The 17,515-nt window shown below is 67.4% G+C and carries 24 protein-coding genes; 14 read left to right on the forward strand and 10 right to left on the reverse strand.

Annotated features, from left to right (window positions below):
* Positions 1 to 55 precede the first annotated feature (55 nt).
* Positions 56 to 790 carry a Bax inhibitor-1 family protein gene (locus CB0101_RS06105; protein ID WP_010310584.1) on the forward strand — a complete coding sequence of 245 codons (735 nt, stop codon included), beginning with the start codon at positions 56 to 58 and terminating at the stop codon, positions 788 to 790.
* Between the two features lie 58 nt (positions 791 to 848).
* Here CB0101_RS06105 and CB0101_RS06110 read toward each other — a convergent pair whose 3' ends face one another.
* Positions 849 to 1,376 (reverse strand): hypothetical protein, encoded by a 528-nt coding sequence (locus CB0101_RS06110; protein WP_010310588.1) that lies wholly within the window; start codon positions 1,374 to 1,376, stop codon positions 849 to 851.
* 101 nt (positions 1,377 to 1,477) lie between these two features.
* On the opposite strand from CB0101_RS06110, the gene era reads away from it, so the two are divergent.
* From era to trmD, 3 genes are read left to right on the forward strand one after another with little or no spacing between them, the layout of a single operon-like run.
* Complete coding sequence (era, locus tag CB0101_RS06115) at positions 1,478 to 2,401, forward strand: GTPase Era (protein WP_029553076.1); 924 nt, start codon at positions 1,478 to 1,480, stop codon at positions 2,399 to 2,401.
* Between the two features lie 12 nt (positions 2,402 to 2,413).
* Positions 2,414 to 2,899: a phycobiliprotein lyase gene (locus CB0101_RS06120; protein ID WP_010310593.1), complete on the forward strand. Its 486-nt coding sequence runs from the start codon at positions 2,414 to 2,416 to the stop codon at positions 2,897 to 2,899.
* 20 nt (positions 2,900 to 2,919) lie between these two features.
* Entirely contained in the window at positions 2,920 to 3,618 is a 699-nt protein-coding gene (gene trmD, locus CB0101_RS06125; RefSeq protein WP_010310594.1) for a tRNA (guanosine(37)-N1)-methyltransferase TrmD, read from the forward strand.
* 3 nt (positions 3,619 to 3,621) lie between these two features.
* Here the strand turns inward: trmD and CB0101_RS06130 are convergent, their stop codons facing one another.
* Positions 3,622 to 4,536: an SPFH domain-containing protein gene (locus CB0101_RS06130; protein WP_010310595.1), complete on the reverse strand. Its 915-nt coding sequence runs from the start codon at positions 4,534 to 4,536 to the stop codon at positions 3,622 to 3,624.
* Between the two features lie 69 nt (positions 4,537 to 4,605).
* Here CB0101_RS06130 and CB0101_RS06135 point away from each other — a divergent pair, with 69 nt between their 5' ends.
* From CB0101_RS06135 to larB, 4 genes are read left to right on the forward strand one after another with little or no spacing between them, the layout of a single operon-like run.
* Positions 4,606 to 5,061, forward strand: a complete 456-nt coding sequence (locus CB0101_RS06135; RefSeq protein ID WP_010310596.1) for an NfeD family protein — start codon at positions 4,606 to 4,608, stop codon at positions 5,059 to 5,061.
* Between the two features lie 29 nt (positions 5,062 to 5,090).
* Positions 5,091 to 5,576 (forward strand): 2-C-methyl-D-erythritol 2,4-cyclodiphosphate synthase, encoded by a 486-nt coding sequence (gene ispF / locus CB0101_RS06140; RefSeq protein WP_010310597.1) that lies wholly within the window; start codon positions 5,091 to 5,093, stop codon positions 5,574 to 5,576.
* Between the two features lie 50 nt (positions 5,577 to 5,626).
* Positions 5,627 to 6,013 carry a TIGR03792 family protein gene (locus CB0101_RS06145; protein WP_010310598.1) on the forward strand — a complete coding sequence of 129 codons (387 nt, stop codon included), beginning with the start codon at positions 5,627 to 5,629 and terminating at the stop codon, positions 6,011 to 6,013.
* Positions 6,010 to 6,732, forward strand: coding sequence for a nickel pincer cofactor biosynthesis protein LarB (larB, locus tag CB0101_RS06150; protein WP_010310600.1), 723 nt, complete (start codon positions 6,010 to 6,012; stop codon positions 6,730 to 6,732). The genes CB0101_RS06145 and larB overlap by 4 nt, the downstream gene beginning before the upstream one ends.
* Here the strand turns inward: larB and CB0101_RS15335 are convergent.
* From CB0101_RS15335 to CB0101_RS06175, 6 genes are all read right to left on the reverse strand, one after another.
* Positions 6,692 to 6,850, reverse strand: a complete 159-nt coding sequence (locus tag CB0101_RS15335) for a hypothetical protein (RefSeq protein ID WP_168187957.1) — start codon at positions 6,848 to 6,850, stop codon at positions 6,692 to 6,694. The two genes, larB and CB0101_RS15335, sit on opposite strands and share 41 nt — an antisense overlap.
* Positions 6,851 to 6,960: 110 nt before the next feature.
* On the reverse strand, positions 6,961 to 7,122 hold the full coding sequence (locus CB0101_RS06155; protein WP_246833840.1) for a hypothetical protein: 162 nt from the start codon (positions 7,120 to 7,122) through the stop codon (positions 6,961 to 6,963).
* Between the two features lie 133 nt (positions 7,123 to 7,255).
* Positions 7,256 to 8,161: a DUF1517 domain-containing protein gene (locus CB0101_RS06160; protein WP_050778802.1), complete on the reverse strand. Its 906-nt coding sequence runs from the start codon at positions 8,159 to 8,161 to the stop codon at positions 7,256 to 7,258.
* A 78-nt stretch (positions 8,162 to 8,239) separates the two neighbouring features.
* Positions 8,240 to 8,467: a sulfur carrier protein ThiS gene (thiS, locus tag CB0101_RS06165; protein WP_010310609.1), complete on the reverse strand. Its 228-nt coding sequence runs from the start codon at positions 8,465 to 8,467 to the stop codon at positions 8,240 to 8,242.
* 4 nt (positions 8,468 to 8,471) lie between these two features.
* Positions 8,472 to 9,536: a thiamine phosphate synthase gene (locus CB0101_RS06170; protein ID WP_029553078.1), complete on the reverse strand. Its 1,065-nt coding sequence runs from the start codon at positions 9,534 to 9,536 to the stop codon at positions 8,472 to 8,474.
* Between the two features lie 103 nt (positions 9,537 to 9,639).
* Positions 9,640 to 10,641 carry a bifunctional riboflavin kinase/FAD synthetase gene (locus tag CB0101_RS06175; protein ID WP_043717958.1) on the reverse strand — a complete coding sequence of 334 codons (1,002 nt, stop codon included), beginning with the start codon at positions 10,639 to 10,641 and terminating at the stop codon, positions 9,640 to 9,642.
* A 91-nt stretch (positions 10,642 to 10,732) separates the two neighbouring features.
* On the opposite strand from CB0101_RS06175, the gene CB0101_RS06180 reads away from it, so the two are divergent.
* Positions 10,733 to 11,311 carry a DUF3611 family protein gene (locus CB0101_RS06180; RefSeq protein ID WP_010310615.1) on the forward strand — a complete coding sequence of 193 codons (579 nt, stop codon included), beginning with the start codon at positions 10,733 to 10,735 and terminating at the stop codon, positions 11,309 to 11,311.
* On the opposite strand, the gene surE is transcribed toward CB0101_RS06180, so the two are convergent.
* Positions 11,290 to 12,087: a 5'/3'-nucleotidase SurE gene (gene surE / locus CB0101_RS06185; protein WP_010310617.1), complete on the reverse strand. Its 798-nt coding sequence runs from the start codon at positions 12,085 to 12,087 to the stop codon at positions 11,290 to 11,292. The two genes, CB0101_RS06180 and surE, sit on opposite strands and share 22 nt — an antisense overlap.
* A 68-nt stretch (positions 12,088 to 12,155) precedes the next feature.
* On the opposite strand from surE, the gene pheS reads away from it, so the two are divergent.
* From pheS to CB0101_RS06205, 4 genes are read left to right on the forward strand one after another with little or no spacing between them, the layout of a single operon-like run.
* Positions 12,156 to 13,163 (forward strand): phenylalanine--tRNA ligase subunit alpha, encoded by a 1,008-nt coding sequence (gene pheS / locus CB0101_RS06190; protein ID WP_010310619.1) that lies wholly within the window; start codon positions 12,156 to 12,158, stop codon positions 13,161 to 13,163.
* A 59-nt stretch (positions 13,164 to 13,222) separates the two neighbouring features.
* Positions 13,223 to 14,134: an NAD(+) kinase gene (locus CB0101_RS06195; RefSeq protein WP_010310621.1), complete on the forward strand. Its 912-nt coding sequence runs from the start codon at positions 13,223 to 13,225 to the stop codon at positions 14,132 to 14,134.
* Positions 14,131 to 14,784, forward strand: a complete 654-nt coding sequence (locus CB0101_RS06200; RefSeq protein ID WP_010310622.1) for a response regulator transcription factor — start codon at positions 14,131 to 14,133, stop codon at positions 14,782 to 14,784. The genes CB0101_RS06195 and CB0101_RS06200 overlap by 4 nt, the downstream gene beginning before the upstream one ends.
* A 27-nt stretch (positions 14,785 to 14,811) precedes the next feature.
* A complete protein-coding gene (locus CB0101_RS06205) occupies positions 14,812 to 15,315 on the forward strand; it encodes a DUF192 domain-containing protein (RefSeq protein WP_010310623.1) in 504 nt (167 codons plus the stop codon).
* On the opposite strand, the gene CB0101_RS06210 is transcribed toward CB0101_RS06205, so the two are convergent.
* Positions 15,269 to 16,513: a bifunctional cobalt-precorrin-7 (C(5))-methyltransferase/cobalt-precorrin-6B (C(15))-methyltransferase gene (locus CB0101_RS06210; protein ID WP_010310626.1), complete on the reverse strand. Its 1,245-nt coding sequence runs from the start codon at positions 16,511 to 16,513 to the stop codon at positions 15,269 to 15,271. The genes CB0101_RS06205 and CB0101_RS06210 overlap by 47 nt on opposite strands.
* A gap of 88 nt (positions 16,514 to 16,601) precedes the next feature.
* Here CB0101_RS06210 and grrP point away from each other — a divergent pair, with 88 nt between their 5' ends.
* A complete protein-coding gene (gene grrP / locus CB0101_RS06215; protein WP_010310628.1) occupies positions 16,602 to 17,483 on the forward strand; it encodes an extracellular substrate binding-like orphan protein GrrP in 882 nt (293 codons plus the stop codon).
* Positions 17,484 to 17,515 lie beyond the last annotated feature (32 nt).

The raw sequence follows: 17,515 nt of genomic DNA on the forward strand, positions 1-17,515 counted from the left end.
TCATCCCACAAGCGAAAAAGCGCTGGCAGGATGTAACCAGTCTTCCACCTGTGCCATGCCGGCCAGCAGCAATTTCCAGGAGGCCATCCGCGAGGCGCAATCCAGCGCACTGGTGGGGCCCAATGTGGTCAACAAAGCCCTGCCCTACGTGGGCGGCGGCATGGTGCTTACCGCCGGTGGCGTGATGGGCGGTCTGGCCCTGATGGCCAGCAACCCGGCGCTGTTCATGCCCCTGTTCTGGGTGGCGTTGATCGGCAACTTCATCCTCTTCTTCGCGGCCCAGAACGTGGCCATGAAGGGCAACAACGGCACGGCCCTGCCCCTGCTGGCCGCCTACAGCCTGATCACCGGCTACACCCTCAGCGGTCTGGTGGCCATGGCCATCGGCAACGCGGGCATCGGTGCCATCGGCACGGCGGCCCTCGCCACCGGCATCACCTTCGTAGCGGCCTCGGTGATGGGCCGTCGCATGAGCGACAGCGTCGGTCAGGCCCTGAGCGGCGTGGTGGGCCTCGGCATCATCGGCCTGGTGATCGCCATGCTCGTGCAGATCGTGGGCGGCATCTTTGTGCCCGGCTTCGGCATGGGCGGCATGGAGCTGCTGATCGCCGGCTTCGGCACCGTGATCTTCGTGGGCGCTGCCTTCGTCGACTTCTACACGATGCCCCGCACCTACAGCGACGACCAGTACCTGGCCGGCGCTCTGGGCATGTATCTCACCTACATCAACCTGTTCATCTTCATCCTGCGCCTGGTGATCGCCCTCAACGGCGGCGGCCGCCGCGACTGATCCTCAGGTCCCAACCGGATCGTGCTGGCACCCCTGCGGGGGTGCTTTTTTATTGGCCTCAGTCCTCGGCCACAGCCAACACCGCCTCGCCAATCGCGGCTTTCTGCTCAGCGTCGTAGCCCCAGCGATCCAGGAAGGCCACATCGTCGCCGCGGCCGGCGGTGCCCTCCAGCAGGGTTTCCAGCCGCTGCTTCACCGCACCTGGCTCCAGCAGGCGCAGCAGTTCTGTACAACGCAGCTGCACCCGTTCCGATCCGCCCTGCTGGCTGGTGTCACCGCTGCGCCCGTGGTGGAGCGCCATCGCCGTGCTCATCGCCAGGTTGCGGGCCGTGAGATCCACCACGCCATCGCCCGCCTGCCGCAGCGCCAACACCACCGGATCGGGCAGCCGATCCATCAGCGGGGAGTCGCCCGCCAGCGACACCACAAAGAAACCCCGCGCTCCATCCCGGCTCGCCACGATTTCGGCCACCCGGTCGCCCAGCACCTCATCACTCAGCTCCCCGTTGTCCCAGAGGGCCAGCCACTGGGCCGTGATCTCCATGGCCTGCTGGAAGGTGGGCTGAAGCGTTGGGGATTCGGTCATGAAGCTGTGCGGCGGGCTGCCAAGGTGAGGTTATGGAGCCAAGCCACCCCAACGACTCATTTCCGCCGTTCCCGGATCCGAGTGATCTGCCCGCCGAGGCGATGGCCGGTGGCTTTGAGCTGGGCCAGAGCCCCGAAGGCTATCGATCGGGCTTTGTCGCCCTGGTGGGGCGCCCCAACGTGGGCAAATCCACGCTGCTGAATCAATTGGTGGGCGAGAAGGTGGCGATCACCTCCCCCATCGCCCAAACCACCCGCAATCGCCTGCGCGCCATCCTCACCACCCCCGAGGCCCAGCTGGTGCTGGTGGACACGCCAGGCATCCACAAACCCCACCACCTGCTGGGTGAGCGCTTGGTGCAGACCGCCCGCGGTGCCATCGGCGAGGTGGATCTGGTGCTGCTGCTGGTGGATGGCAGCCAACCAGCCGGCCGGGGCGACGGCTTCATCGTGGAACTGCTGAGCCACGCGCGCGCCCCCGTGCACGTGGCCCTCAACAAGCACGACCTGGTAGACCCCGCCCAGGCGATCGAACTGGAAGCCAGCTACCGCGAGCTGGTGCCCGACTGGCCCCTGCATCCGGTGAGCGCCCTCAACGGCGACGGCACCGAAGCGCTGGTCAGCGCCCTCTCCGCCGCACTGCCGGAAGGGCCTCACCTCTATCCACCCGATGCGGTGAGCGATCAGCCGGAGCAACTACTGCTGGCGGAACTGATCCGCGAGCAGGTGCTGCAACACACCCGCGAAGAAGTGCCCCACTCCGTGGCCGTGCAGATCGAGCGGATCGTGGATGACGGCCCGCGCACGGCCGTGCTGGCCACAGTGTTCGTGGAGCGCAACAGCCAGAAGGGAATCCTGATCGGCAAAGGCGGCCGCATGCTCCGCGAGATCGGTAGCGGCGCCCGCCAGCAGATGCAGAAGCTGATCAATGGCCCGGTGTACCTGGAGCTGTTCGTGAAGGTGGTGCCCAACTGGCGCCGCAGCGCCTCCCGCCTGGCGGAACTCGGCTACCGGGGGGATAGCTGAGAGAATCGCCCGATGAGCGATCCCGCCACCTTTCCCCCCGCCACGATCGAGGCCTTCCTGCGCTTCTGCGAAGGCGAGTGGATGAGCCTGCGTTCCCGCTTCCAGCTCGGCAGCGAGGCCGATGCGGGCGAGGGCGACGAATGGCACAGCAGCGAGCGGGGCGAGCTGGTGGTGCGCTACGTGGAGCCCTCGGCCAACAGCCAACCGGGCGGCATCAGTGTGGGACCGAAGGATCAGACGCCGCGGCAGCTGCTGTTTGCCGCCGATGGCAGCTTCCAGAGCGGCGATCAGCAGGGCAGCTGGACCCTCTGGCCTGACGGCAGCCTCGAGCTGGTGGTGGAGCAGAGCGGATGCGAGCTGCGCGAGCGCATCTGGTTCAACAAGCCCAACCTGCGCCTGCGTTCGGTGATTGAGCAGCCCGCCGATGGCACGCCAGGCCGGGCGAGCTTCAGCTCCGAGATCCGCCGGGTGAGCAAGCCGGCGGCCCCCGCTGCTTGAGCGCGTCGCAAGCCACCGCCATGCGCCTTGATGTGGTGAGCCTGGCCCCGGAGGCGTTCGCGCCGCTGCAGGGCCTTGGGGTGATTGGCCGTGCCTTCGCCGCCGGCCGCGCCGCACTGCACGTGCACAACCCGCGTGATTACGCCACCGATCGCTACCGCAAGGTGGACGATGAGCCCTACGGCGGCGGCGCCGGCATGGTGCTCAAGCCCGAGCCGGTGTATGCAGCCGTGGAGGCGATTCCGGTGCTGCCGCGGCGGCGGGTACTGCTAATGAGCCCCCAGGGCAAACCGCTCGAGCAGGCGGACCTGCGCCGCTGGGCCGCGGACTACGACCAGCTGGTGTTTCTCTGCGGCCACTACGAAGGCTTCGACGAGCGCATCCGCGCCCTGGCCGATGAAGAGGTGTCGATCGGGGATTTCGTGCTCACCGGCGGCGAACTGCCGGCGATGACGATCATCAACGGCGTGGTGCGCTTGCTGCCCGGCACGGTTGGCACCGAGGCCTGCCTGGAAGACGAGAGCCACAGCGCCCTGCTGCTGGAGCACCCCCACTACACCCGGCCGGCCGACTTCCGCGGTCTCACCGTTCCGGATGTGCTGCGCAGCGGCGACCACGGCGCCATCGCCCGCTGGCGCGCCCAACAGCAACAGGAGCGCACCCAACAGCGCCGCCCCGACCTCTACGCCCGCTGGCAGGAGCAACAACAGCAGCAGTAGGCCTCACCCCTGCGGCTTCTGCAGATCCCGCAGCGCCGTGAGCAGGGCGGCAGGGCTCTGGGGATCCACCATCAACACGCTGCCCGCGGGGGCATTGGCCATCGATTCACCCATGGCCATCCAGTCGCCGGCGAGCAGCAAGCGGATCGCTTCAGAAGCTTGGGAATTGGCCTGCATCACCTCCGCCAGGCGCAGGGCGGCATCGGCGCGGGCCTGGGCCAGCAGGGCTTGCTGTTTGGCCTGGGCTTCCGCCTCCAGCAGCAGGGCCTCCTGTTTGGCCTTGGCATCCAGCACCAGCGCTTCGGCCCGGCCGCGGGCGGCATTGAGCTGCGACTCGCGCTCCCCTTCCGAGCGCAAAATCGCGGCCCGCTTTTCACGCTCGGCGGTCATCTGCTGCTCCATCGCCTGCTGCACGCCGCGGGAGGGCTGGATGTCGCGCAATTCCACCCGCGTCACCTTCACGCCCCAGGGATCGGTGGCCTGGTCGAGCTCGCGCAGCAGCGCTTCATTCACCTCCTGGCGGGTGGTGAAGGTTTGGTCGAGATCGAGCTTGCCCATCTCGGCGCGGATCTGGGTGAGCACCAGGTTCACCATCGCCGCCTGCAGGTTGTCCACGCCGTAGTAGGCGCGGGAGTGCTCCAACAGCTGCCAATACACAACGGCATCCACCTCGATCGCCACGTTGTCGCGGGTGATGCACTGCTGCGGCGGGATATCGAGCACCCGCTCCTTCAGCGATTCATGGCTCACCACCCGCTCCACCACCGGCAGCACAAACGAGAGCCCCGGCTGCAGCTGGCGGTCGTATTTGCCGAGCCGCTCCACCAGGCGCGACTGGCCGCCGCTGGTGACCTTCACCCCGTTGATCCCCAACAGGGCGATCACGGCCAGGGCCGGCAGGCCAAACAGCGTTTCCACAGGCTCTCGGGCGCACTGGGCTCAAGCTAGGCAGCATGGGCGCAGTGATCCATGCGTCGCCCGCAGCCGATGGTTCCGCCTCCACTGATTTGGTTCCTGGTGGGGCTGGCGCTGCTGGCCGTGGAATGGCTCGGCGCCGAGTTCGATGGCCTGCTGGCTGCAGCCCTGGCGGCCCTGGGGGTGTCGGTGTTCACGGCGCTGCTGCCAGGGCTGATGGCTGGTGGCCAAGTGCTGCTGTTCGCACTGGCCACCGGCGGGCTGCTGCTGGTGCTGCAGCGTTGGTCGCGCCGGCGGGAGCGGGCGATCCCCGCCAGCGGCAGCCGAGGGCACGCCACGGTGATCAGTGGTTTTGCAGCAGCGAGCGCCGAGGGGCGCGTGCGCTGGCAGGGCCAGAGCTGGGCCGCGACCAACCTGGAACCCGAGCGCACCCTGGCGCCGGGTGAAGCGGTACTGGTGATGGGGCGCGACGGCAACCAGCTGCAGGTGCTCCGAGGCGGGCTGAGCCCCAGCGAGCAGGAGCGATAGGGTCGGCTCCTGCACTGCGCTCTCGCTCCATGCAGCTTCGCATCGGCAACGGCTACGACATCCACCGTTTGGTGCCCGGCCGGCCGTTGATCCTCGGGGGCCAGCTGTTGGAGCATCCCGCCGGCCTCGGCCTCGATGGCCACAGCGATGCCGACGTGCTCGTGCACGCGATCATGGATGCCCTGCTGGGCGCCCTGTCGCTGGGCGACATCGGCAAGTATTTCCCGCCCGACGATCCCCAATGGAAAGGGGCCGACAGCCTGGTGCTGCTGGAGCAGGTGGTGGCCCTGGTGGCCGAGCGGGGCTGGACCGTGGTGAACGTGGATTCGGTGGTGATCGCCGAACGTCCCAAGCTCAAACCCCACATCGAAGCGATGCGCAGCGCCATCGCCAGCCGCATGGGGCTGGATCCTGAGCAAGTGGGCGTGAAGGCCACCACCAACGAGAAGCTCGGGCCGGAAGGCCGCGAAGAAGGCATCTCCTGCCAGGCCGTTGCCCTGCTGCAAAAGCCGTGAATCGCCCTGGCCTGCTGGCTAGGGTCGTCGCCACTGCCTTGGTGCTGTTAATGCTGCTGGCGGGTCATCCGGATGTGGCGATCGCCGAGAGCGTTCAACCCGGCGGCGGCTTTGAGGTGGCGGTGGTGGAGCACCTGCGGGTGAAGGTGCCGGCCGAGGGGCGAGAGGCGTGGCTCAAGGCCGAACGGGGCAGCTGGGAACCCTGGCTGCAGCAACAACCGGGCTATCTCGGCCGCGATCTGCTGTGGGATCCCGAGCGCGAAGAGGGCACGCTGCTGATTCGCTGGGCCAGCCGCGAGCAATGGAAGGCCATCCCCCTAGCTGAGGTGGAAGCGGTGCAAGAGCGCTTTGAGGAGCTGGCCCGCCAGGCCACGGGCAGCCGCCAAGGCAATCCCTTCCCCCTGGTGTTCGAAGGCGAACTCCAACCGGCGGCATGACCGACAGCGCCCGGCTCGATCTGCAGCGCCGTCAGCGCATCGGCATGGTGGAGGCGATCTGGGGCGAGCACAAAACGGCCGAGCAGATCGCCGCGATCCTGCTGCGTCTGCACAGCGCCGGTGAACTGGCCCTCGCCACCCGCGTGGATGCCGCCAAAGCGCAGGTGGTGGCAGACCTACTGCACGCAGAGCCAACGGTCGCTGCTCTGGTCAATCAGCTGCAATTCCACGCCGAGGCCCGCTGCCTCAGCCTTGGGGAGCCGGCCCCCTGGCGCGACGACCTGGGCGAAGTGGTGGTGCTCAGCGGCGGCACCAGCGATCTACCGGTGGCCAGCGAAGCGCAGTTGGCCCTGCGCTGGCATGGCGTGCGCTGCAGCTGCATCCTTGATGTGGGCGTGGCCGGGCTGCACCGGCTGCTCAGCCAGCTGGAGCAGCTGGAGCCAGCGCAGGTGTTGATCGCTTGCGCCGGAATGGAGGGAGCTCTGCCCACGGTGCTCGCCGGGCTGGTGCCGCAGCCGGTGATTGGCGTGCCGGTGAGCGTGGGCTACGGCGTGAGCGCCGGCGGACAGGCCGCCTTGCACGGCATGCTCGCCAGTTGTGCACCAGGGCTGAGCGTGGTGAACATCGACAACGGCTACGGAGCCGCCATGGCGGCTCTGCGCATCCTCAACTGCGGCCTCAACAATGGCCGCGCAATGGCTGATGGGCAGGAGCCTTGAGCTCCAGCATCGCCTCCACCCAGAGCTGCATGGAGCGGGGCAGACGACGCTGCTCGTATCGCTCCAGGGCTTCAAGCAGCACAGGGCTGTTCACCCACTGCAGCGAGCGTGGAGCCATCTGAACCGATCAGCTGAGCCGCACTGTGGGGAGCGGCTCAGCCGCTGGCAACCCGCCAAGGCCAACCTGCAGATCGGCTTCAGGGTTGGTGAGGCCGCCGAAAGCCGACCTCAGCCTTCCTGGGCGCGGCGGCCCAGGCATTGCTGCAACTCGCGGGAACGCTCTTCTGTTTCCACCTGATGCAGGCGGCTGAGCAACGCATGAAGATCGCTGCCAGCCAATTCGCCATTGGCCTGCCACTTCATGGCACGGGTTTCGGAATGGCGACCCAAGGCGGACACGTAGGAGGAATGAAGGGCTACCAACCTAAACATCGGAAACACCCTCATCCGGCGTTACAACACCAATCCAGCGGAAGAGTTTCTGTAATTCGCCAAATCTTCAGAAAAAGCGAAGATCAGCGCCTCAAAGATGCTTCAGATCCGGATAGGCCGTGATCAGTTCATCGGCGCTCAGCACCTCACCAGCGCCTTCCGGCTGCCAAATCACCTCGAGAGCGAGCAGCTGATCAGAGGGAACAGAACCCACCACCCGCAGGGCTTCGCGCAAGTCTTCGCTGCCGTTCACCGGCTTGAGGGCGACGCGATTGCGGCTGGCCACCAGCAGCGTTACAGCGATGTAATCGCTGGTGGCATCGGCATCACCAGCCGTTGTGGCGGTAGCCGCCCCGCGGGAGCCACCCACATTGGTGGTGATTTCACCCGTGAGCTTGCTGCGCTCGGTCATCGAAAGGCGGTTGAAGGTGGACTCAGCAGCCTGAAAAGGCACCTGACCCACTTCGGCGTTGGCGTACACCCACAGATCGGGATGGCGCAGCAGCGCCAGGGTGCTGTCTTGCAGCACCCGCTGCAGCCCACTGCTGCTGCTCGTATCGGAGCTAGCGGCCAGGCCGCGCAGATCGCGCTGAAGATCACGGGCTGAAGCGAGCAAGCCCACCTGCAGCTGCGCAATCGACACCGGACCATCAGGCCGGTAGCTGTCGAGATTGCCGCCGCGCATGCCAGCGGGCAACGCCTGGCCGCCTCCACCACCACCGCGGAAGGCGTTCAACACCAGGCCCACCACCGCCATCAGCACCAGGAAGCCGAACAGGCCACCGCCACCGAAGAAGAAGGGCACGATGAACGGGAAGCCGATGCCACCGCCAAAGCCGCGCTGGTAGCCGCCCCCGCTGTATCCACCACCGCCATAGCTGCGGGGCATCGGCGCCGAACGGAAGCTGCCGCCGCCGATGCGGCCGCCACTGGCGGCCTGTGCCGGCTGGGGCAGCAGCACCATCGCCAGAGCAGCACTGAGCAGCGCAGCGAGCATCAGGCGGCTGAACAGGCGGCGCAGCAGCGGCGTGGAGTGCTGTTGAGGCAAAACCGACCCCAGGAATTGCAATGAAATCTAAGAACCGCCCCCCACGATGGTGACCACCTCCACCCCATCGGCTTCCCGAACGGGCAGATCCGCCCAGCGGGCCCGGGGCAGGATCTCGCCGTTGAACTCCACCACCACCAGCTGCGGTTTGTAACCGCGCCACTCCAACAACTGCAGGAGGGAGAAGCCCTCGGGGCAGCGAATCGGATCGCCGTTCAGGCGCACTTCGATGCTGGGACCGGAGATATCGCTCATCAGCTCAGTTGAGCATCTCCAGCAGTTCGCGGCTGGCGGCCGCCGGATCCGCCGCCGCGGTAATCGCCCGCACCACCGCCACGCGGTTGCATCCAGCCGCCTGCACCGCCGCCAGGTTGCAGGCCTCGATGCCGCCGATCGCAAAACAAGGAATCGGGCTCTCAGCAGCGGCCTGGCCCACATACGCCAGCCCCACCGGCTCGCGGCCGGGCTTAGTGGGCGTGGCATTCACCGGGCCAACGCCCACGTAGTCGCAACCATCAGCCACCGCCTGGCGCAACTGACTCAAGGCATGGGTGCTGCGGCCGATCAGCTTCTCGGGGCCCAGCAGCCGGCGGGCCAGCGCAGGCGGCAGATCCCCCTGGCCCAGGTGCACACCATCAGCATCCACCGCCAGGGCGATGTCGATGCGGTCGTTCACCAGGAACAGCGCTCCGTAGCGACTGCAGAGATCCCTCAGGGCCTGGGCCTGCACCAGGCGCTGACCATCAGTGAGCGGCTCACCATCAGGGCCGAGGCTCCCGTCCTTGGCCCGGTACTGCACCAGCCGCACACCACCCTCAAGAGCCGCCTGCACCACGGCCTCCAACTGCACCGAGGGGCTGGTCACCAGATACAACCGGCAACGCTGGAGCAGCTCACGGCGTTGATCGCCGGCCGAGTTCGCCCGCAGCAACTCCACCTCCAGGTCGTAGAGGGCGTAGCGGATCGCCGCGGCCTCGGCCGCCAGGGCCGGATCCTCGGTGCGGCCGAATTCCTCCAGCACCCGCAATGCTTCCTGCACCCGGCCGCAATTGGCGGCCACCACGGCCGCAGGCTGCTCACGGGTGGCCTGGGCGGGATGGGCCATACCGGCCGCCACATCACCTGCGGTATGGCGCGCCTGCTTGTAGCGATCGGCATGGAGCAGCCCCAGGCGCTGGCGCAGATCCTTGAGCCGGGCCACCAGATCAGCGCGATCGAGGCCGAAGCGGCACCAGTCCTCCACCACCCGCAGGCCTTCGCGGGCGCGATCAAGGTTGGCGTCGAGCAGACGCAACACCGGCTGAGGTTGTGCGGGAGCAGTCATGAACGGGACTGAAGCGGGGAGGGCTGCTTAGGGTGTGCGCACACACGCCACAACAGCGGCTATGGCGCAGAGCGAATCCGACAGCCCAATGCTGGTGCTGGTTTCAGGGATTCTGCTGCTGGGGGCCATCGCCGCCTTCATCAGCTGGGGCCTGGCCAACGCCTACCCCGCCGGCTGAACCCAGCAAATCCTCTGCCGTTGCGGCATCTCGGGCGATCTGAGCCACCAAGGCTTCGAGGCTCTCGAAGCGTTGCTGCTGCCTGAGCAGAGCCACCGGCTCCACCAGCAGCTCCGCTCCTTCCAACTCAAGGCGTCGGCCCAACAGGTGCACCTCCACCGCCGATGGTGCGGTGGGATCCACCGTGGGCTGGGGCCCCAGGTTCATCACAGCCGCCAAGCGCTCACCGGGTAGTCGTTCCCCTTGCAGCCACACCCAGGCGGCGTACACCCCCTGCTGCGGCAAAAACTTGCGGCCATCCACCTGGAGGTTGGCGGTGGGCCAACCCAGTTCACGGCCCAGGCCTCGCCCCCGCACCACCCGGCCGCCGAAGCGATAGGGGCGATCCAGCAGGTGGGCTGCCTCCTGCAGCTGTCCGCCCTCGAGCGCCTGGCGGATCCGGCTGCTGCTGAGGCGACCGGCGCTGTCGCTGAGGATCGGCTGCACGAGCAGCTCAATACCCCGCTCGGCGCACAACGCGCGCAGGGTATGGATGTCGCCGCTGCGGCCGGCACCGAAGCGGAAGTTTTCCCCCACCGCCACCAGCTGCGCCTTCAGCTGCTGCACCAGCACCTGCTCCACAAACTGCTCGGGGCTCAGCGCCGCCAGCTCCGGCGTGAAGGGCACCAGCACCAACTGCTCGATGCCCAGAGGCTCCAACAGGTGGATTTTTTCGGCGGGCAGATCGAGCCGCAGGCGCGCCTCGCCGTAGAGCACCTCGCGGGGATGGGGCCAGAAACTCACCACCGTGGGCACCAGCTGCGCTGCCGCGGCCCGCTCCACCACCGAAGCAATCACCCGCCGGTGGCCCTGATGCAGCCCATCAAAACTGCCCAGGGCGATCGCCGTGGGTCGTGCGGCTTGCTCGGGGCTGCGCAGAGGAATCAAGGCCGGTTCACCAACAAGCGCTTCCAGGCCCTCGCCGCCGGCATCCTCCCATGGCAGGTTTGGGCCATCTCCGGCGCCCTCGCTCCTCCCCATGGCCGATCGCCTCGACCTGCAACTGATCTCCGCGGCCCTGCGGCGCCTGGGCTGGATCCGGCTCTGGTCTCAGGTGGTTCTGGGGGTGGTGGTGATGGGAGTGCTGCTGTTCAACAACATCGGCGGCCAGATCGCCGCCCGGGCCGACAAAGCCCTTGGCCTGGGCCCTGGCCTCTCGCTCACAAGCCTGGCCTTCCTGGTGCTGCTCTGGTCGATCTGGCAGAGCGGCCTGATTGTGCGCTGCGGCCGTGCTCTCAATGGAGCCGTGCACCCGAGCAAGGGTGAAACCGCTCGCTTGATCAAACGCAGCGTGTTGGCCGACCTCGTGGGCCTCACCCTTGGCACCGTGGGGTATCAATCACTGGCCGGGAGCCTGTTTGTGCAGGCCTCCATGCAGGCGGGTTTTGCCTTCGGTGGAGCGATGAGCACCCCCGGCGGCCGGATCACCAACTACCCGATCACGTCGCTGGAGATGCTCTCGGTGTTGAGCAACACCCAGGTGCTGTTTGCCCACGTGATCGGGCTGTGGATCAGCATCTGGTTGTTGCAGCGGATCTACCGCCCCATGGGCAGCTGAGGCAGGGCCGGCAGCTCGGCAGCGTTGCCCCGCCAGAACAACTCCGGCTGCAGCGGCGTGAGCGACACGCCACCGGAGGCCACGTGCGCCACATCAATCGGCCAATCGCTCGGCCCGGCCACCTCAGCCTCCAGGTCGTTGGCCACCTCGCCGGCCAGCCAGTAATAGGTGCGGCCGCGGGGATCGACGCGCTTGTCGAATTGATCGGTGTAGCGGCGCACGGCCTTGCGGCACCAACGCAGCGGGCCGATCGCCTCTTCAGCCAAAGGCGGCACATTCAGATTGAGGAGCACCCCCTGGGGCCAGCCCTCCGCGTGCACCTGCTCCGCCACGTCCAGGGCTATGCGAGCAGCGGGGTCGAACTGGCGCCATTGGAAATCGGCACTGCTCACCGCCAGGGCGGGCAGGCCCTCGATCGTGCCCTCCATGGCGGCGCTCACCGTGCCCGAATAGAGGGTGTCGGTGCCGAGGTTGGGGCCGTGGTTGATGCCGGAGAGCACCAGATCAGGCCACTCCTCCAGCAGCGCAAACAGCGCCAGCTTCACGCAGTCGCTCGGAGTACCGCTGCAGGCCCAGGCGGTGATCCCCGAGGCGAACAGCTCATCCGCCCGCTCGGCCCGCAGGGGGGTCTGCAGGGTGAGGCCATGGCCGGTGGCCGAGCGCTCCTGATCGGGGCAGACCACCGTCACCTGATGGCCGCGCCGCGCCGCCTCGGCCGCGAGGGTGCGGATACCGGCGGCGAACACGCCGTCGTCGTTGCTGATCAGGATCCGCAAGGCCTTTCGCCGTCTGCGGGGAGGCTAGAGGCCGTCTTCTTAAAGTCACGGGCTACCGGAACACAGCCGTGAGCGCCACGATCAGCCTGCAGCAGCTCACCGATCAGCTCGAACAGCTGGAGGCCGATGCAGCCAAGGCCATCGGCGCAGCGGGCTCGGCCAGCGAGCTGGAAGAGCTGCGGGTGGGGCTGCTGGGCAAGAAGGGCAAGCTCTCGGCCGTGCTGGGCGCCATGGGCAAGCTGCCCGGCGACGAACGCCCGCTGGTGGGCCAGCGGGCCAACGTGCTCAAGGAGCAGGTGCAGGGTTTGCTGAGCGAGCGGCTCAGCGCCGTGAAAGCCGCGGCCATGGCCGAGCGCATCGCGGGGGAAACCCTTGATGTGACCATGCCCGCCACCTACATCCCGGCTGGGCACCGCCATCCCCTGATCAGCACGATCGAAGAGATCACCGACATCTTTGCCGGCCTCGGCTACCGGGTGGAAGAAGGCCCGGAGATCGAAACCGACCACTACAACTTCAGCGCCCTCAACATCCCGCCGCACCACCCGGCGCGGGACATGCAGGACACCTTTTATCTGAGCGAGCACGAGCTGCTGCGCACCCACACCTCGCCGGTGCAGATCCGCCACCTGGAGAAGAACCCACCGCCGGTGCGGATCGTGGCTCCGGGCCGTGTGTATCGCCGCGATGCCGTGGATGCCACCCACTCACCGGTGTTCCACCAGGTGGAGGTGCTGGCCATTGATGAAGGGCTGGATTTCAGCCATTTGCGCGGCACCGTGACCACCTTTCTGCAGCGCTTCTTCGGCGATCTGCCGGTGCGCTTCCGCGCCAGCTACTTCCCCTTCACCGAACCCTCCGCCGAGGTGGACGTGCAATGGCGCGGCCGCTGGCTCGAGGTGATGGGCTGCGGAATGGTGGATCCAGCGGTGCTGGAAGGGCTGGGCATCGATCCCGAGCGCTACAGCGGCTTCGCCGCCGGCCTGGGGGTGGAGCGGTTCTGCATGGTGCGCCACGGCATCGATGACATCCGCCGCCTCTTCACCTCCGACCTGCGTTTCCTCGAGCAGTTCTGAGCAGAACCGGAGGTCGCCCATAAAATCGGCTGATCGTCAGCCCCGCGTGTTCCCTGTCAGTGCCCTGCGTCGGACTCATCGTTAACGACGGCAAGGACCTGGCCCTGGCCACCGCCGACAGCATCGAGGCGCGCCTGCGCGGGGCGGGTTACGACGTGCTGCGGGCCAGCAGTGCCTCCGGGATGGTGGGCTTTGCCAACCCCGACCAGCACCTGCGGGCCAAGGGGCATGCCGCCTGTGTACCCGCGGGCTTTGAACCTTCCATGGCGATGGCCATGGTGCTCGGTGGCGATGGCACCGTGCTCTCTGCAGCCCGGATGACGGCACCGATCGACGTGCCGATCCTCACGATCAACACCGGCCATCTGGGTTTTCTGGCCGAAACCTATCTGCCTGAACTCGAGCAGGCCCTCGAGCAGGTGATCGCTGGTGAATGGACCGTGGAGGAGCGCACCACCCTGGTGGTGAGCGTGATGCGGGGTGAGCAGCGCCGCTGGGAAGTGCTCTGCCTCAACGAAATGGCCCTGCACCGCGAGCCGCTCACCTCGATGTGCCATTTCGAGATCGCCGTGGGCCGCCATGCCCCTGTGGATATCGCTGCCGATGGAGTGATCCTCTCCACCCCCACGGGCTCCACCGCCTACGCCCTCAGCGCCGGCGGCCCGGTGATCACCCCCGATTGCCCGGTGCTGCAACTCACCCCGATCGCCCCCCACTCGCTCGCCTCACGGGCGCTGGTGTTCAGCGATCAGGAGCCCGTCACGGTGTTTCCCGCCACGCCCGAGCGGCTGATGATGGTGGTGGATGGCAGCGCCGGTTGCTACGTGTGGCCGGAAGACCGGGTGCTGATCCGCCGCAGTGAACACCCCGTGCGCTTCGTGCGCCTGGCGGATCACGAGTTTTTCCAGGTGCTGCGCAACAAGCTGGGCTGGGGCCTGCCCCATGTGGCCAAACCCGGCGCCCCGGCATGAGCGGCGCCACCTTGCTGCTGTTGGGCCAGGAGGCTGAGGCCCTGGCACCGCGGCTGGAAGCCTCGGGCTACCGCTGCCAGATGGGCGACGCGGGCATGGAAGCTGGCTGCGATCTGGTGGTGCTTGGGGCCGAGCTCGCCGATCAACTGCCGGCCCTGCAGGAGCGGCTTGGCCCCGTGCCCATGCTGCTCGACATCGGCACCGACAGCGTGGCGGCCCGCTCGCGCATGCTGCGCTCGGGTGCCACGGACTTTTGGTTGTCCTCCGCCGGGGCCAGCGACCTGTTGATGCGCCTGCGCTTGCACCGCAAATTGCTCGACAAGGGGCGGCCCCCGGAGGATCGACTCAGCCTGGGCGACCTGAGTCTGATTCCCAGCCGCCATGAAGTGCGCCGCGGCCAGCGGCAGGTGCAGCTCACCGCCCGCGAGTACGCCCTGCTGCTGCTGTTGATGGAGCACAGCGGCCAGGTGCTCAGCCGCGACCAGATCCTGCGCCAGGTGTGGCACGACCAGCAGGGCGCCGCCAGCAATGTGATCGAGGTGTATGTGCGCTACCTGCGCCAGAAACTCGAAGAACAGGGTGAACGGCGCCTGATCCACACCGTGCGCGGCCAGGGCTATTGCCTCAGCGATGGCCCGCCGCCCCGCTGAGCTGTTCACCACCCAATGCGCCCAGCCATGTGGATGCCCACCCTCAGGCGCTGCCTCCTGAGTTTGAGTCTTGTGTTGGCTCCTGCTGCCTTGCAGGCAAAAGAGGCACCCCAACACCTGCCCATCGAAGCCGAGTGGTGCCTACCGAGCGGTGCCTGCATCCAGCTGGAGGTGGCGGATGAACAACACGAGCAAGCCATCGGGCTGCAATTAAGAGGCCCACTCCCGCCGCTGCGGGGGATGTGGTTTCCCTTCGAGGATGCACTGCTTCGCTTCTGGATGCACCGCACTCCCGAACCGCTCGACATGGTCTTCATCAACGACAACCGGGTGATTGCCATCGAGGCCAACACCACCCCATGCCCTCGTCTGCCCTGCCGGAGCTATGGCCCCGATGAACCTGGCGACGGTGTTGTGGAACTCGCGGCTGGTGAAGCCCAACGGCTGGGCATCACGGTGGGCAGTGCTGCTCTGATTCGGCCGCTCAACCCGAAACAGCCCGCTCGCCCCGCAACACCAGCACGGGATTGAGCGGTGCCAGGCGGGTGCCATCCGCCAGTGGTGCCCCGCGCCAGGCCTGAAGCTGCTGCACCGCCACCGTGAGCCCCGCCTGCTCGAGCAGCGGCCGCAGCTCCGCCAGAGCTTCCAACGTGGCCAACGGGATCACCACCACCCCGCCGGGCTGAAGCCGCTCGAGCGCCGCCTGCAGCACCGCCTGGCGTTCGCGTCCACCGCCGCCCAGCAACACCCGCTGTGGATCGGGCAAACCCACCAGCGCCTCCGGGGCACGGCCCTCCACCACACCCGCGGGCCGCACAGCCAACCGTTCGGCATTGGCGTGAATCAACGCAGCCGAGCCGCCGCGCTGCTCCAGAGCCCAGAGCTGCAGGCCCGGCCGCAGCCGCAGAGCCTCCAGCCCCACCGACCCCACGCCAGCACCGATATCCCAGAGCACCCCCGCCTCCGGCAGATCGAGATCCGCCAGCAATTGGATGCGCACCTCGCGCTTGGTCATCAAGCCCGGCCGATCAGGGTGCTGCAGAAACACCCCATCGGGCAGCCCAAACAACGGCAAGCGTTCCGGGCGGGGCGGCGGCTCCGCCACCAGCACCACCAAATGGAGCGGATCAAGATCGGCAGGGAGGGCATCGCCCGGCCCCAGGCGCTGCACCCGCTCGGCGCTGTGGCCCAGCCGCTCGCACAACCACAGGGCATAGGCCTGCTCCAGGCCCGCGGCCCGAAGGCAGCGGCGCACCGCGTCGGCGCCACCCCGCGTGGGATCGGTGAGCACCGCTAAGGCAGCCGGGCGCTGCTGGAGCCGCGCAGCCAAGGGTTCGGGATCTCGGCCGTGCAGGCTGAGCCAGCTGGCGTCTTGCCAGGGGCGGCCGATGCGCGCGAAGGCCAGCTGCAACGAACTGGGGGCCGGGTGAAAGCGCAGCTGCTCAGCAGGCAGGCCCTCGAGCAACAGCCGACCGATGCCGAACCAGAGCGGATCACCACTGGCCAGCACCACCGCGAGCTCCCCGGGGTGGTGCTGGCGCAATTGCTCCAAGAGCAGCTCAGGCTGATCGCTGGCGATCAAGGGCGGGCATGCCGCACCGGCCCAGCTCTGCAGCGCCTGATGCAGTCGCCGCGGTGCAGCCACCAGGGCGGCCTGACGCAACAGCTGCTGCTGAGCTGGCGGCAGGCTGGCCGGAGCGCCGGCGTCGGTGCCGATCACCTCAATCATCCAGCCATTCTGAGTGTCGAGGCGGCCTGCAAACCAGCAGGAACTGGCCTACCCTCCCCAAATCCGTCTGAGTCTGCGCACCCACGCGATGGCCGTTCGTCTTACTGCGCTCACCGGAGCCCTGCTCAGCTTCACGCTGGGGGTTCTGCAACCGGCCCATGCCGAAACCGTGTTGGAGCGGGTGAGCCGCACCGGCCGGGTGAACACCGTGGTGCTCAACGGCGACTTGCCGTACTCCACCCAGCAAGGCAACGCCTACGTGGGCCTCGGCATGGAGTTTGCCAAGGAGATCCAGAAGGAGCTGAGCGACTACACGGGCAAGCCCATCCAGCTGGTGCCGCAGCCTGTGAATTCGATCAACGAAGGCCTGGCAGCGATTGCCAGCGGCGCAGTCGACCTCTCCTGCGGAGCCGGCTTCAGCTGGGGACGGGCGATGTTTGTGGATTACACGCTGCCTTTCGCCCTGAGTGGCACTCGATTGATCACCCCTGCCGGCAACGACGGCACGCCGGCTGCCCTACAGGGAAAAACCATCGGTGCGGTCAAGCACAGCCTGGCGGCCCATGCCATCGAGAAGACCGTCACCGGCGGTGAGCTGGCACTGTTTGAAAATCCCGCCGCAGCTCTTGAGGCGCTCAAGAACGGTGAGGTGCAGTTCCTCGCCGGCGACAGCCTCTGGCTGCTGGCCAACCGTGGCGCAGTCGATCCCAAAGGCAACGTCGCCCCCACGGTTCCCTACAACCGCTCAGCCGTGGGCTGCGTGGTGCCCGAGAACAACTCCGGCCTGCTCAACCTCAGCAACCTGGCCATCGCCAAGCTGATGCAGGCCTACATCAACGACGACCCCTCCGCTCTGCAGCGCATCAACCAGTGGGTCGGTCCTGGCAGCAGCGTGAATCTCAGCCAAGACGTGATCAAGGCGTACTTCACCAACGTGCTGCTCTCCGCCGCGTTGCTGAATCTGTCCTGAGTTTCCAGCACTTCTGATCGATCACCACATCC

It is taken from the genome of Synechococcus sp. CB0101, assembly GCF_000179235.2.
Classification (GTDB): Bacteria; Cyanobacteriota; Cyanobacteriia; order PCC-6307; family Cyanobiaceae; genus Vulcanococcus.